The organism is Lentzea rhizosphaerae, from assembly GCF_042649515.1.
Classification (GTDB): domain Bacteria; phylum Actinomycetota; class Actinomycetes; order Mycobacteriales; family Pseudonocardiaceae; genus Lentzea; species Lentzea aerocolonigenes.
In genome coordinates this window covers 474,437-489,219 of sequence record NZ_JBHRZI010000015.1, presented here as the reverse complement: position 1 = coordinate 489,219, position 14,783 = coordinate 474,437, and the positions used below count along the sequence as shown (strand labels likewise).

The following is a 14,783-nucleotide window of genomic DNA, read 5'->3' as shown; positions in this document are numbered from 1 at the left end:
AAAAACTATAGTCCACACAGCAAAACCTGAGAGAGGTGGATCCAGGTGCAGGTGCTCACCGAAGAGGCTCTTGAGTTCGTCGCGAAGCTGCACGAGGCGCACGCCGGGCGCCGGGACGAGCTGCTCGCTCTGCGCAAGGAGCGGCGGCCTCTCGGGTTTCTGCCGGAGACTCAGCACGTGCGGGACGGTGAGTGGCGGGTTGCCGAGGCGCCGGATGCGCTCAAGGATCGTCGCGTCGAGATCACCGGGCCCACCGAGCGGAAGATGACGATCAACGCGCTCAACTCCGGGGCCAAGGTGTGGCTTGCGGATCTTGAGGACGCCAACACGCCGCACTGGGACAACGTCGTGCAGGGGCAGGTGAACCTGTACGAGGCGGCGCGCGAGACGATCGAGTACACCTCGCCGGAGGGCAAGGAGTACAAGCTCAAGGGTGGGCCGCACCCCACGATCGTCGTGCGGCCGCGCGGGTGGCACCTGGACGAGCGCAACCTCCAGTTCGGTGGCAAGAACGCCGTTGGCGCGCTGGTCGACTTCGGGCTGCACTTCTTCCACAACGCGTCGTTGGGCAAGCCCTACTACTACCTGCCGAAGATGGAGTCGCACCTCGAAGCGCGGCTGTGGAACGACGTCTTCACCACGGCGCAGAAGCTGCTCGGTGTTCCGCACGGCACGATTCGCGCGACGGTGCTCATCGAGACGATTCCGGCCGCGTTCCAGATGGAGGAGATCCTCTACGAACTGCGGGAGCACGCGTCGGGGCTCAACGCCGGGCGGTGGGACTACCTGTTCAGCGTCATCAAGTACTTCCGGGACGCGGGTGCGGACTACGTGCTGCCGGACCGCAACAGCGTGACGATGACGGCGCCGTTCATGCGCGCGTACACCGAGCTTCTGGTGAAGACGTGTCACAAGCGCGGGGCGTTCGCCATGGGCGGTATGGCGGCGTTCATCCCGAACCGGCGTGATCCCGAGGTAACCGAGAACGCGCTGCGGAAGGTTCGCGAGGACAAGACCCGTGAGGCGAACGACGGGTTCGACGGGTCGTGGGTGGCGCACCCGGACCTGGTGCCGATCTGCCGTGAGATCTTCGACGGGGTCCTCGGGGACAGGCCGAACCAGCTCGACAAGCAGCGGCCCGAGGTCGAGGTGACGGCCGAGCAGCTGCTGGACTTCAAGTCCGCCGGTGGTGCGGCCACGCGGGCGGGGCTGGAGAGCGCTGTCGACGTCGGCGTGCGGTACATCGCGTCCTGGTTGGGCGGCAACGGTGCGGCGGCCATCCACAACCTGATGGAAGACGCGGCCACCGCGGAGATCAGCAGGTCGCAGATCTGGCAGTGGATCAACAACAAGGTCGTGCTCGACGACGGCACACAGGTCACCGCCGATGCCGTGCGGGAGGTCCTGGCGCGTGTGGGCGGCGAGCTGGAGGGTCCGCACGTCGCGGCGGCCGTCGAGCTGTTCGAGCAGGTGGCGTTGTCCGAGGACTTCGTCGACTTCCTGACGCTGCCGGCGTACGAGCGCATCTGATGTACCAGACGTCGCTGTCACCCGAGGACGTCGCGCGGGTGACCGCGCGGCTGTCCACTGTGGAGCGCACCTGGCCGGTGGGTCGTCAGCCCGTGCACACGTGCTATGTGCCCGCCGGCCGCATCATCGGGTCCACGATCGCGGACTGGGGCCGGGAGGCGCTGGAGTCGATAGAGCCGGACCTGTTGCCGGACCTGCCGGACGGCGTGCTCGACCGCGTCGAGGCGAAGCTGCGCAGGGAGCCGGTCGAGGACCTGCGGATCGACTTCGAGGACGGCTACGGCGCGCCCGAGGACGACGTCGAGGACATGGACGCCGAGAGCACGGCGCACATCGTGTCCCGCTGGCTGGAGGCGGGCACGGCGCCGCCGTCGTTCGGGCTGCGGATCAAGTCGTTCGACACCAAGGCGTTGCGCGAACGCGGGTTGCGCACGCTGGACATCTTCCTGACCGCGCTGGGAGAGGTGCCGCCGGGTTTCGTGATCACGTTCCCGAAGGTGACGTCGGTCGACCAGGTCGAGGTGTTCGGGGACGTCCTCGACCTCTTCGGCAAGCCGCTGAAGTTCGAGATCCAGGTCGAGACCACGCAGTCCGTTGTGGACGGTGACGGCCGGTTGGCGATCCCGCAGTTCATCGAGGCGGGCCGCGGCCGGGTGACAGGGCTGCACTTCGGCACGTACGACTACACGGCGGGATGTGGACTTTCCGCAGCGCAGCAGCACTTGGCGCACGGCGCGTGTGACTTCGCACGGCACGTGATGCAGGTGTCTGCTGCTGGAACGGGTGTCCGGCTGTCGGACGGTTCCACCAACGTGCTGCCCGTCGGCGACCAGAAGCAACACGGCTGGGACACGCACTACCGCCTCGTGCGGCGCTCACTGGAGCACGGCTTCTATCAGGGCTGGGATCTGCACCCGGTACAACTGGTGACACGTTATGCGGCCGTGTACGCCTTTTACCGCGAAGGTTTGGACGCGGACGCCGCACGATTGAAGTCCTATGTGCAGCGCGTCTCAGGTGGTGTCCTGGATGAACCGGCCACCGCCCAGGCGTTGTCGTCCTTCTTCCTCCGAGCGGTGGACTGCGGTGCGCTCGATCCGGTGGAAGTGCAGGTCGCGACAGGTCTCGACGAGTCAGCGCTGAGGGGGCTCGCCACCCGTTCGACCTGATCGGGTCATCACCCGTTCGTGTGGTTCTGTCAATGCGTGTCGAATGTTCCCGGCAATGGGTGCAGGGTGGCTCGCATGAGCATGCGTGCTGGTCTTTGGACCGGTCTACCCGACCTCGACGCGGCGGAGCACAAGTACCAGGTCGTCGCGTGCGCAGCGGATGTGGACACGTTGATCGGGCTGCTGGGGCGCCCGGAGTGCAACGACGGATCGCTCGACCACTTCGGCAGGCCGCTCACCGCCGAGGGCGATCCCGACCACAACGTCGTGCTCGCCGTGCGGGGCGGGTGGGGCTACATGTACTACGTCGACAACACCTTCATGGGCTGGCCGAAGGGGTCGGTCGAGGCGCCGTACGTGAACGAGAAGTACACGGACTTCCCGCCCGGTGTCGGCGTTCCACTCGACCTGTACAAGCAGTTGCTGATCGAGTTCATGACGACCGGTGAGCGTCCGACGGGCGTGGACTGGTACTGCGAGGCGGACCTCTTCCACTCATGGCGCGACCAGCAGATGTCGTTGCGAGGCACGGAAAACCGCTGACCCTCAGGCGGGCCCTGGTTGAATGGGCTCATGAAGGCCTTGGTGATAGGTGGGGGAATCGCCGGCTTGCTCGCCGCTCGGGTGCTGACCGAGTCGTGCGACGAAGTGGTGGTCCTGGAACGTGACGAGCTGAAGGACGAGCCCGACTACCGCGCGGGCGTGCCGCAGGGAAGGCACACGCACGGACTGCTGGTGCGCGGCGGTGAACTGCTGGAGGAGCTGTTCCCCGGACTGCGCGACGAGCTCGTGCGCGAGGGAGCGGTGCTCGCGGACGCCGGGGACATGCAGATCCTCAACCCGCTCGGCTGGCTCGCGAAGACCCACCTGGGCATGCCGTTGCTGTCGCTGAGCCGCCCGCTGCTCGAGACGTGCATCAGGCGGCGGGTCACCGCCGAGATCGTGGACGGCGTGCACGTCACCGGGCTCTCGTTCCGCGACGGCGTCGTGAACGGCGTGCGGACGCGGGACGGTCACGTCGGTGCGGACCTGGTCGTGGACGCGTCCGGCCGGTCGTCGAAGCTGCGCGCCTGGCTCGCCGAGGCCGGGATCACCTCGGCGGAACCCGAGGTGGTCGACTCCGGTACCGGGTACGCGACCCGGATCTACGCCGCGCCGGCGGGCTTTCCCGTGGTGTACGCGGAAAGCCCGTCCGCGCCGGACCTGCCGCGCGGCGTCGCGGCGATGCGGGTCGAGGGCGACCGGATCATGGTCACCGCGCAGGGCGCCGGTGGTGATCACCCGCCGCGCGACCTCGACGGCTTCCAGGACTTCCTGGACTCGCTGCGGGTGCCGATCTCGAAGATGCTCGCGGACGCCGACCCGCTCACGCCTGTCTACCTGTTCGCGCGCACGGCCAGTCGCCGCAACGCCTTCGAGGACGTCGCGAACTGGCCGGGTGGGCTGGTGGCGCTGGGAGACGCGGTGTGCGCGTTCAACCCCGTCTACGGCCAGGGGATCACCGTGGCGGCGATGGAGGCGCTGTTGTTCCGGCGGCACAGGGACTTCAGCGCCAAGGGCTGCCGGGAGTTCCAGCGGAAGGTCGCGAGGACCTCGAAGGCGCCGTGGGCGATGTCCAGCAACGCCGACCGCACCTGGGTGGAGGCCCGGCGCGGTGGGCTGCTCGGCTGGTACCTCAAGAAGTGGCAGGCCGGGATCGTCCACGACCCCGACCTGTTCCGCCGCTTCGTCCGGGTCGTGCACATGGTCGCCTCGCCGGCCACCCTGCTCAACCCGGTCGTGTTCAGAAGGCTGGCAAAGTACTCCAGGCAAGACCTGCCTCGGGGGCGTCGTCCCGCAGGATCGAGCCCTCGATGAGGCCGTACGGGCGGTCCGCGGCGTAGAAGACCTCGTTGTCGTTCTCCAGCCCGAACGCGCTGAGGTCCACCAGGAAGTGGTGCTTGTTCGGCATGGAGAGCCGTACTTCTGCGACCTCCGACCGTGCGTTCAGAACAGCCTCGCCCATCGCGTACAACGTCTGCTGCAACGACAGGGAGTGCTTGTCCGCGAACGTCTTCAGCATGATCGAACGGATCTCCGCGAACGACTTCGCCCAATCGACGTCAACACCCGCATAACGCCACCGAGCCGTCACGGACGTGGCCAGGATGCGGTCGTTGGTCTCCTTCAGCGTCGTGTACGGGTCCTTCGGGTAGCCGTGGAACTCCGACCCCGTCGACTTCAGCACCACCAGGTCGCGCACGCCCGACACGACCCACGCCTGTGAGCCCTCGATCGTCACGGCCGTGGTGCGCTTCTCGTTCGACCCCTGCACGAACGAGCGGTCGTGACCGTCGATGCGGTCCCAGGAGTGCTCGTCGATCAGGACGCGCGCGCCCGTGATGGCCTCCTGCGAGGACACGAAGTGCCGGCCCAGGCGCAGCGCGAAGTCCTCGATCTCGCCGACCGGGGCTTGTTTCGCGAACGCGTAGACAGTGTTCTTCTGCGTGTCGGTCGCGAGCACCTTGGCGTTGTCGCCGGTCAGGTGCGTGTCGGCGAGGTCCCCGCGCAGCGAGGTGCTGACCGTCAGGTCCTTGATCGTGTGCACGGAACCGTTGCGCGACACCGTGACGAGGCGGTTCTCCGCCTTGCCGTACTGGTTGGGGCCCAAGACGATGGCCATGTTGTTCAGCTCCCGATCAGCTTCTGCAGCCGCAAGGCGGCGATCTTCGCGAGTTCGTCGTTGACGACGCGGAGCTCGACATCCGGCGGGTTGTCCATCCTGCTGGACAGGTTGTCGAGCATCTCCGCACCGTTCAGGCCGGTCGCGCACACCAGGTAGATGTGCCCGAACCGATCCTCGTACGCGGCGTTCGCAGCCGCCAGGCGATCAGCCTGGGAGCTGTCCACACCGGACTGTTCGGACCGCGACCACTTCGCCGACACCCCACCTGTGGACTGTCGTTCGCCGATGCGCGGGTGCCCGGCGATCGCACCGAGCACCTCCTCGTCGGAAAGTCCTTGTGCGGCAACGTGAGAAGCCGCGAGGAGTGCATCCATCGACGCGTAGGGCCTGCCCGCCACCACCGCGTCGACCCAGCGGGGTACCGCGAGGCACTCGGTGAGCAGAGGTCGCAGTTCGGCCTCCGGGGCGCTGTTGAAGCTGTCCACGGCTCTCCAAGTTTCTGTATCGCGGAATCTAACTTCCACATTCTTGACCCGGGCCAAGTGAGATGTCTAGTGTCTCCATAGAGCGAAATTGAACTTCCGCAATGTGGAAGGAACGGCCAAAGCGATGTTCGACGCAAACCTGTCCATGCTCTTCACGGAACTGCCGCTGCTGGAGCGTCCGCAGGCGGCGCGTGCCGCCGGGTTCGACGCGGTCGAGATCTGGTGGCCGTTCGCGGACGCCGTACCCGAGACGCGCGAGATCGAGGCGTTCGAAGCCGCGATCGGGGACGCCGGCGTGCGCCTGGTCGGCCTCAACTTCTTCGCGGGCGACATGCCGTCGGGCGACCGCGGCCTCGCGAGCTGGCCGGGCAGGGAGACCGAGTTCCGGACGAACGTCGAGGTCACCGCCGCCATCGCGGCCCGGCTCGGCTGCCGCACGCTCAACGCGCTGCACGGCAACTTCGAGACCACCGCGCAGACCGTCGCCAACTACCGCTTCGCCGCCGACGTCGCGGCGGAGATCGGCGCGCAGATCGTGATCGAACCGCTCAGCGGCGCGCCGAAGTACCCGATCAAGACCGCCCACCAGGCGTTCGAGCTCATCGACGAGATCGACCGCGGCAACGTGAAGCTGCTCGCGGACCTCTACCACCTCGCCACGAACGGCGACGACCTCGACACCCTCGCCGACCACGTCGACCGCATCGGTCACGTGCAGATCGCCGACGCTCCCGGACGCGGTGAGCCCGGCACCGGCGAACTCGACCTCTTCGGGCATCTCGCGAAGCTCCGCGCGAACGGCTACAGCGGCTTCGTCGGCGCCGAGTACAAGCCCGTCACCCACTCCTTCGCTTGGAGGGACAACGCATGACCAGGATCGGTTTCATCGGCCTCGGCATCATGGGCAGCCCGATGGCGGCCCACCTCGTAGCCGCAGGACACGACGTGACGGGCTTCGACCTCAGCTCCGCGTCACTGGAGAAGCTCGTTGCCGACGGCGGCACGGCTGCCGCGTCCGCGCAGGACGCCGTCACCGGCGCCGAGGTCGTCATCACGATGCTGCCGAACCACCCGCAGGTGGAGGAGGTCGTCAGCAGCGTCTCGTTCGACGACGGCACCCTGCTGATCGACATGAGCACGATCCGCCCGTCCACGTCGATCGAGATCGCCCGCAAGCTCTCCCACGTCCGCGTGCTCGACGCGCCCGTGTCCGGCGGCCAGACCGGTGCGATCCAGGCCTCGCTCAGCATCATGGTCGGCGGCGAGGAAGCGGACTTCGCCGCCGCCAGGCCGTTCCTGGAAGTCGTCGGCAAGACGATCGTCCACGTCGGCCCGCACGGCGCCGGCCAGGTCGTGAAGGCCGCGAACCAGCTGATGGTCGGCGGCATCTACGCGCTGGTCGCCGAGTCGATCGTGCTGCTGGAGGCGTCCGGCGTCGACCCCAAGGCGGGCCTGGACGTGCTGGCGGGCGGTCTCGCAGCGAACCGGATCCTCGACCTCAAGCGCGAGACGATGATCGCGCGCGAGTTCCAGCCCGGCTTCCGGATCGACCTGCACCACAAGGACATGGGCATCGCACTGGACGCGGCACGCGCCGCCGACGTCGCGCTGCCGGTCACCAACCAGATCGCCGCACTGGTCGCGGCGGCTCGCGCGCAGGGTTACGGCTCGCTCGACCACTCCGCGCTGCTCAAGGTCATCGAGAACTTCGCGGGAAGGGCCTGACACATGCCGAAGATCCCAGTCATGCAAGCGGTCGTCGAGGTCCTCAAGTCCGAGGGCATCGACACCGTGTTCGGCTGCCCCGGCGCCGCGATCCTGCCGCTGTACAAGGCGATGGAGCTGGACGGCTCCATCGAGCACCTCATCGTCCGGCACGAGGAGGGCGCGACGCACATGGCCGACGGCTGGTCGCGCACGACCGGCAACGTCGGTGTCGCGATCGGCACGTCCGGCCCGGCCGGGACGAACATGATCACCGGCCTGTACACCGCGCAGGCCGACTCCGTGCCGATCCTGTGCATCACCGGCCAGGCCGCGGTCTCCAAGCTGCACCAGGAGGCGTTCCAGGCCGTCGACATCGTCTCGATCGCCGCGCCCGTCACGAAGTGGGCGGTGCAGGTCAAGGAAGCCGCGCAGATGCCGTGGATCTTCCGCGAGGCGTTCCGGATCGCCCGCTCGGGCCGTCCCGGTCCCGTCCTGATCGACCTGCCGATCGACGTGCAGAAGCAGGAGATCGAGTGGGACTCGACGATCGACGAGCCGTTGCCGGTGCAGAGAAGCGTTCCGAGTGACGCACGGGTCGAGCGCGCGCTGGAGATGCTGCTGGCCGCCGAACGGCCACTGCTGCTCGCCGGTGGCGGTGTCATCCTCGGTGAGGCGTCCGCCGAACTGCTGGACCTGGCCGAGTTCCTGCAGATCCCGATCCAGGCCACGTTGATGGGCAAGGGCGCGATCGACGAGGACCACCCGCTCTACGCGGGCATGACCGGTATCCAGACCTCGCAGCGCTACGGCAACGCGTCGTTCCTGGAGTCCGACCTGGTGCTGGCGCTGGGCGCACGGTTCGGCGACCGGCACACCGGTGACCTCGCGACTTACCGCGGCTCGCGCAAGTTCATCCACGTCGACGTCGAGCCGACCCAGATCGGCAAGGTGTTCGGACCGGACCTCGGGATCGTCGCGGACACCAAGCTCTTCCTGAAGGCCCTGCTGGACAAGGCGAAGCAGCACGGCCCTCGGGAGAAGGGCGTCTGGGTCGAACGGTGCCAGGAGCTCAAGCGGACGTTGCTGCGGCGCGAGGACTTCGACACCGTGCCGGTCAAGGCGCCGCGGGTGTTCAAGGAGATCAACGAGTTCTACGGCCCGGACACCTACTTCGTCACGGCCATCGGGCTCTACCAGATCTGGTCCGGCCAGCACCAGAAGGCGCACAAGCCGCGCCACTACCAGGTGTGCGGCCAGGCCGGACCGCTCGGCTGGGAGATCCCGGCGGCCATCGGGGTCAAGAAGGCCCTGAAGAAGTCACAGCCGGACGCGGAGGTCGTCGGCATCGTCGGCGACTACTCGTTCCAGTTCCTGGTGGAGGAGCTCGCGGTCGGCGCCCAGTACGACGTGCCGTTCGTGCTGATCATGCTGAACAACGAGTACCTCGGCCTGATCAGGATGGCCGAGGACCACGGTGGCTACGACATGAAGTACGAGGTCGACATCCACTACGACACCACCGGCTCGGACAACGTGAAGATCATGGAGGCCTACGGCTGCTCCGGCGTCCGCGTGGCCGATCCGAGCGAGATCCGCAGCTCGCTCGAGTGGGCGCGCAAGGAGGCCGACCGCACTTCTCGCCCCGTCCTCGTCGAGATCATGATCGAACGCGAGGGCAACACGGCAAACGGCACCTCCATCGCCGCCATGCGCGAATACGAGCCCGTCCCGTGAGTCGCTGGAGTGCACGCGGGGAGCTTTCGTTCACTCTGAGCGCACGGAAGGGCCCCGCGTGACGAAAAACAGGTGCGTGGTTGTCGCGCCGGACAAGTTCAAGGGGTCGCTCAGCGCCCCGCGGGTCGCGGAGGCGATAGCGCGCGGCCTGCGGGAGGCGGTCCCGGACGTGGACGTGCGCCTGCTCCCGGTGGCCGACGGCGGCGACGGCACCGTCGACGCCGCCGTCGCCGCCGGGTTCCTGAAGGTGGGGCGCTGGGTCACCGGCCCGGCCGGCAAGCCGGTGCCCGCGTCGTTCGCGGTGCGCGGCACGACCGCCGTGGTCGAGGTGGCCTCGGCGGCGGGGCTCACGCTGCTCGACGAACCCGCGCCGCTCACCGCCACCAGCCACGGCGTCGGTGAGCTGCTCAAGGCCGCGCTCGACGTCGGCTGCACCACGATCGTCCTCGGGCTGGGCGGCAGCGCGTGCACGGACGGCGGCGCGGGGATGCTGGAGGCGCTGGGCAAGACGTCGTTCGACGGTGTCGACCTGGTGCTGGCCTCGGACGTGGACAACCCGTTGCTCGGTCCTTCTGGTGCGGCGGCGGTCTACGGGCCGCAGAAGGGTGCTTCACCCGAGCAGGTGGAGATCCTCGAAGCGAGGTTGAGGGCGTTTGCCGAGCGGGTAGGCCTGGAGCACGCGGGACGGCCCGGTGCCGGTGCGGCGGGCGGGATCGGGTTCGCCGCGCTCGCGGTCCTCGGCGCGCGGTTCCGGCCGGGCATCGAGGTGGTGCTGGAGCTGGCCGGCTTCTCCGAAGCCGTCCGGGACGCGCGTCTGGTGATCACAGGCGAAGGTTCACTGGACGCGCAGACCCGGCACGGCAAGGCGCCGTACGGGGTGGTCAGGGCCTCGGGTGACGTTCCGGTCGTCGCGGTCGCCGGTCAGTGCTCGGTCGAGCCCGGTGACCTGGGGCTGAAGGCCGCCTACGCGCTGCTGGACGTCGAACCCGATATCACGCGGTGCATGGCGCGGGCAGAGTCGTTGCTCACCGAACTCGGCGGTCGCATCGCCCGCGACTGGGTGTCAGAGTGAGTGCCATGGACCTGGTCTTCCGCGCCCGCAGGGTCGTGACCCCACAGGGTGAGATCGCGTGCGACGTCGGTGTCGCCGACGGCCGCATCGTCGCCGTCGAGCCGTTCATCGACTCGCCGAACGTCGTGCACCTCGCGGACGACGAGGTGCTGCTGCCCGGCCTGGTCGACACCCACGTGCACGTCAACGACCCCGGCCGCAGCGAGTGGGAGGGCTTCGAGACCGCCACTCGTGCCGCTGCCGCCGGTGGGGTCACGACGATCATCGACATGCCGCTCAACAGCATCCCGCCGACCGTCGAGGTCGCCGCGCTGGAGATCAAGCGCAAGGCGGCGGCGAACGTCTCGGTGGACGTCGGGTTCTGGGGCGGGATCATCCCCGGCAACCTCGACGACCTGAAGCCGTTGCACGAGGCCGGCGTCTTCGGCTTCAAGTGCTTCCTGCTGCACTCGGGCGTGGACGAGTTCCCCGCCGTGACGACGTCGGAGCTGGAAGCCGCGCTGAGGCAGCTGGCGACCCTGGACGCGTTGACGATCGTGCATGCCGAGGACGCCCACACGGTCCGCGACTCCGAGCCCGACTACGCGGGGTTCCTCGCGTCACGGCCCCGTGAGGCGGAGAACAAGGCGATCAGCGACGTCGTCGAACTGACGCGCAAGACCGGTGCCCGCACGCACATCCTGCACCTGTCGTCGTCGGACGCGTTGCACGTCATCGAGGGCGCCCACCGCGACCGGCTGCCCGTGACAGCGGAGACCTGCCCGCACTACCTCACGTTCACGGCCGAGGAGATCCACGACGGGCAGACGGAGTTCAAGTGCTGCCCGCCGATCCGGGAGGCCGAGAACCGCGAGGCGCTGTGGCAGGGCCTGCGCGACGGCGTGATCGACCTCGTCGTCAGCGACCACTCGCCGAGCACCGTCGAGCTGAAGGCCGGCGACTTCGCCACGGCGTGGGGCGGCATCGCCTCGCTCCAGCTCGGGTTGCCGGCGGTGTGGACGGGGGCGAGGGAACGCGGCTTCCACCTCACCGACGTCGTCCGCTGGATGGCCACGCACCCGGCGCGCCAGGTCGGGCTGGAGACGAAGGGCTCCATCGAGGTGGGCAAGGACGCGGACCTCGTGGTGTTCGCGCCGGACCAGACGTTCGTGGTGGACAAGAACGCACTCCACCACCGCAATCCCGTCACGCCGTACCACGGTCGGGAACTGCACGGTGTCGTGCGCCAGACGTGGTTGCGGGGCAAGGAAATCGGTCAGACGCAAGGCAAGTTGCTACGCAGAGGAGAAGCATGACGGAGTGGACCCGGCTGCCTGATCTCGCCTCGCGCGCGGTCGGGGGTGGTGTGGTGTGGGCGAACGACGAGCTGTTCGCCGAGCGGGAGAACCTGATCAAACCCGCCGAGCCGGTCTACCAGACCTACACCTTCGGTCACAAAGGGCAGGTCTACGACGGCTGGGAGACGCGCCGCCGTCGTGAGGCGGGCGTGGACCAGGCGGTGGTCAGGCTCGGGATGCCCGGTGTCGTGAAGGGGATCGTCGTCGACACGGCGTTCTTCAAGGGCAACTACCCGCCGTTCTGCTGGGTGGAGGGCGCCCAGGTCGAGGGCTACCCGTCCGGCGACGAGATCACCGACTGGTTCCCGCTGGTCGAACGGTCCGCGCTGAAGGGCGACGAGAAGCACTACTTCGACGTGAGCGAGGGCCGCCGGGTCACGCACGTGCGGCTGACCATCGACCCGGACGGCGGCGTCGCCCGGTTGCGCGTGCACGGGCAGCCGCTCGCGGACCCGCGGCTGCTCGTACCGGGCATCGACCTCGCCGCGCTGGAGAACGGCGCGGTCGTCACGGGCTGCAGCAACATGTTCTACAGCTCGCCCAACAACCTCATCTCCCCCGGACAGGCCACGGTCATGGGCGAGGGCTGGGAAACCGCGCGCCGGCGTGACGACGGCAACGACTGGGTGTCGCTCCGGCTCGCCGCGGCCGGTGTGGTGCAGCTGGTCGAGCTCGACACGAGCCACTTCAAGGGCAACGCGCCGGGCTGGGCGTCGGTGCGCGGCTGCGACGAGCGCGAGGACCCGGAGGCCTGGTTCGACCTGTTGCCGCGCACGCGGTTGCAGCCCGACACGCGGCACCGGTTCGTCGTGGAGGGCCCGGAGGTGACGCACGCCCGGCTGGACATCTACCCGGACGGCGGGATGGCGCGACTCCGGCTGATCGGGACTCCCACGAGCGACGGCCTGGCGCACCTGCGGTCGGCGTGGGCTGAAAGCACCAGCTGAGAGCCGTTTGTTGCCTGTGCTACCCGCTCGATGAAAGCGTTTCTCCTGCAGAACTGAGGAGGAAATTCGGACTGCCGCAAGCAGTCCGGGCCGATCTTCGACCACGCCCCGTCGAGGGAGGCGGCGGACGACATCGACTCGATCCGCCGCGCGCTGGGTGAGAGGAAGATCAGCTACTACTGCGTCTCGTACGGGACGACGTGTGCCGCAGTCGAGCCGTAAGGCACCCTACGATCGTTGTGGGCCAAAAGTAGTCCCTTACGGTGGTTGTACAACTACGGTCTGATTCTTTTCATACCTCGGTTGGTTGTCTGCGTCACACCAACGGTGGAAGCGTTTCCTCCCGCAAGATCGGGGATCTAGGGAGGAAATCCATGCAACCGATGGTGCGCGTCTTTGGGGCCGCGCTCGCGAGTTCTGCATTGATTCTGGGTAGTTCATCGCTCGCGTTCGCGGCTCCGGAAGGGCAGCCGGAGTACAAGGTCGGCGCGATCGACTGGAAGCCGTGCGCGGAGGTGCCGACGATCGACTGCGGCTTCCTCGAGCTGCCGATCGACTACGCCAAGCCCAACGGGGAGAAGTTCCAGCTGGCCGTCTCGCGCCGCAAGGCGAACGACCAGTCCAAGCGCATCGGCGCGATGGTGATCAACCCCGGCGGTCCGGGTGGGTCGGGCGTCGACTTCTCGTTCGGCGCCGACCGCTACTTCAGCAAGGACATCGTCGACAAGTTCGACGTCATCGGGTTCGACCCGCGCGGTGTCGCGCGGAGCCAGCCGATCAAGTGCTCGGCGGAGGTGCTCCAGCGCCAGCCGTCCGACTACCCGACGACCAAGGCCGAGTTCGACAAGCTCGTCGAGTTCAACAAGGAACTGCGCGCCGACTGCCGCAAGGTGTCCGGTGCGATCTTCGACCACGCCTCGACGAGGGATGTCGCGAACGACATCGACTCGATCCGCCGGGCGCTGGGCGAGAAGAAGATCAACTACTACGGCGTCTCGTACGGCACGATCATGGGACAGCACTACGCGGAGCAGTACGGCCGCAACATCCGCGCCATGATCATCGACTCCAACATGGACCACAGCCTCGGCACCTGGAGGTTCCTCGAGACCGAGGCGCGCGGTGCGGAGGACACGTTCAACGAGTGGGTCAAGTGGAGCGACCGCACGCCGTCGTCGCCGTTCTACGGCAAGGACCTGCGCAAGATCTGGAAGGACCTCCTCGCCAAGGCCGACCGCGGTGAGGTGAAGGACCCGCAGGGCAACGTCATCACCGGCCAGCGCCTCGGGGCCTTCGTCGTGAGCATGGGCTACGGCCCGGCGTGGAAGCCGTTCGCGGACTTCATCGCCACGCTGGTCCAGGGCACGCCCGCGTCCGTGACGGCGTTCGCGGCGGGTGAGACGTTCGAGAACCCGTTCGCGGGCATCTTCTGCAACGACTACAACCTGCGCGTCAGCTCGTGGGGCGAGTACCAGGCGCTCTACGCCATGGAGAACCGCGTGGCGCCGAACACGCGCGGTTCGTCGCTCGGCCACGGCGCCATGATGGGCTGCGTCGGGTTCCCGAAGGCCACGAACCCGCAGCGTCCGCTGAACATCAAGCACGCGCCGAAGATCCTCATGACCAACGCCAAGCACGACCCGGCGACGGTCTACGAGTGGGCGGTCAACGCGCACCGGCAGTCCCGTGACACCACCGTCTTCGTGACCTACGAGGGCTGGGGCCACGGCGTCTACGACCGCAGCGAGTGCACGCTGAAGATCAACGACGAGTACATGGTGTCGCTGAAGCTGCCGCGCAGTGGCACGTCCTGTGCCGCGGTCGAGCCGCCTGCCGAGGCGTCGATCCTGTCCGCGAAGCCGAAGATCGCGGGCCCGTTCTAGTTTCACCGGTCACATGACGTGGGGGCGCTTTCCCGGGACCCGGGAAAGCGCCCCTGACGCCCATCGGCCCACGGTGTCCAGCGAGCCCTCCGGTGAGGTCGATTGCCTCGGAAGAGGGAGGGCATGCGTCACTCCTCGTCATCGGCTCGGCACCGTGAGGGTGCCGAATCGTGACCGTGAACCCCGCGAAACGCAGACGTAACACGTCCACGTCGTCAGTTCACCTCCGCGAAACGTTCCACGTAAGCGCGTGA

The 14,783-nt window shown here is 67.8% G+C and carries 13 protein-coding genes; 11 read left to right on the top strand and 2 right to left on the bottom strand.

The features are described from left to right. Positions 1 to 45: 45 nt before the first annotated feature. The 4 genes from aceB (at position 46) to ACFOWZ_RS19255 (ending at position 4,556) form a co-directional block, all read left to right on the top strand. The gene (gene aceB, locus ACFOWZ_RS19270; RefSeq protein WP_382374309.1) at positions 46 to 1,530 is read left to right on the top strand and encodes a malate synthase A; all 1,485 of its coding nucleotides are present in this window, start codon (positions 46 to 48) and stop codon (positions 1,528 to 1,530) included. Then, the gene (locus ACFOWZ_RS19265; protein ID WP_382374307.1) at positions 1,530 to 2,699 is read left to right on the top strand and encodes a DUF6986 family protein; all 1,170 of its coding nucleotides are present in this window, start codon (positions 1,530 to 1,532) and stop codon (positions 2,697 to 2,699) included. The genes aceB and ACFOWZ_RS19265 overlap by 1 nt, the downstream gene beginning before the upstream one ends. Positions 2,700 to 2,774: 75 nt before the next feature. Further along, a complete protein-coding gene (locus ACFOWZ_RS19260) occupies positions 2,775 to 3,242 on the top strand; it encodes an Imm1 family immunity protein (RefSeq protein ID WP_382374305.1) in 468 nt (155 codons plus the stop codon). A gap of 30 nt (positions 3,243 to 3,272) precedes the next feature. Further along, positions 3,273 to 4,556, top strand: a complete 1,284-nt coding sequence (locus tag ACFOWZ_RS19255; protein ID WP_382374303.1) for an FAD-dependent oxidoreductase — start codon at positions 3,273 to 3,275, stop codon at positions 4,554 to 4,556. On the opposite strand, the gene pucL is transcribed toward ACFOWZ_RS19255, so the two are convergent. Then, on the bottom strand, positions 4,483 to 5,361 hold the full coding sequence (gene pucL, locus ACFOWZ_RS19250; RefSeq protein WP_382374301.1) for a factor-independent urate hydroxylase: 879 nt from the start codon (positions 5,359 to 5,361) through the stop codon (positions 4,483 to 4,485). The genes ACFOWZ_RS19255 and pucL overlap by 74 nt on opposite strands. Before the next feature lie 5 nt (positions 5,362 to 5,366). Beyond that, a complete protein-coding gene (gene uraD / locus ACFOWZ_RS19245; protein WP_382374299.1) occupies positions 5,367 to 5,888 on the bottom strand; it encodes a 2-oxo-4-hydroxy-4-carboxy-5-ureidoimidazoline decarboxylase in 522 nt (173 codons plus the stop codon). 85 nt (positions 5,889 to 5,973) lie between these two features. Here uraD and ACFOWZ_RS19240 point away from each other — a divergent pair, with 85 nt between their 5' ends. The 7 genes from ACFOWZ_RS19240 (at position 5,974) to ACFOWZ_RS19210 (ending at position 14,529) form a co-directional block, all read left to right on the top strand. Further along, complete coding sequence (locus tag ACFOWZ_RS19240; RefSeq protein ID WP_382374297.1) at positions 5,974 to 6,720, top strand: hydroxypyruvate isomerase family protein; 747 nt, start codon at positions 5,974 to 5,976, stop codon at positions 6,718 to 6,720. Next, positions 6,717 to 7,574, top strand: coding sequence for an NAD(P)-dependent oxidoreductase (locus tag ACFOWZ_RS19235; RefSeq protein ID WP_382374295.1), 858 nt, complete (start codon positions 6,717 to 6,719; stop codon positions 7,572 to 7,574). The genes ACFOWZ_RS19240 and ACFOWZ_RS19235 overlap by 4 nt, the downstream gene beginning before the upstream one ends. Positions 7,575 to 7,577: 3 nt before the next feature. Then, positions 7,578 to 9,290 carry a glyoxylate carboligase gene (gene gcl / locus ACFOWZ_RS19230; RefSeq protein ID WP_382374293.1) on the top strand — a complete coding sequence of 571 codons (1,713 nt, stop codon included), beginning with the start codon at positions 7,578 to 7,580 and terminating at the stop codon, positions 9,288 to 9,290. A 58-nt stretch (positions 9,291 to 9,348) separates the two neighbouring features. Then, entirely contained in the window at positions 9,349 to 10,362 is a 1,014-nt protein-coding gene (locus tag ACFOWZ_RS19225; RefSeq protein ID WP_382374291.1) for a glycerate kinase family protein, read from the top strand. Positions 10,363 to 10,367: 5 nt separating this feature from the next. Beyond that, the gene (gene allB, locus ACFOWZ_RS19220) at positions 10,368 to 11,657 is read left to right on the top strand and encodes an allantoinase AllB (protein ID WP_382374289.1); all 1,290 of its coding nucleotides are present in this window, start codon (positions 10,368 to 10,370) and stop codon (positions 11,655 to 11,657) included. Then, entirely contained in the window at positions 11,654 to 12,646 is a 993-nt protein-coding gene (gene alc, locus ACFOWZ_RS19215) for an allantoicase (RefSeq protein WP_382374287.1), read from the top strand. The genes allB and alc overlap by 4 nt, the downstream gene beginning before the upstream one ends. Before the next feature lie 374 nt (positions 12,647 to 13,020). Beyond that, complete coding sequence (locus tag ACFOWZ_RS19210; RefSeq protein ID WP_382374285.1) at positions 13,021 to 14,529, top strand: alpha/beta hydrolase; 1,509 nt, start codon at positions 13,021 to 13,023, stop codon at positions 14,527 to 14,529. Positions 14,530 to 14,783: the final 254 nt, after the last annotated feature.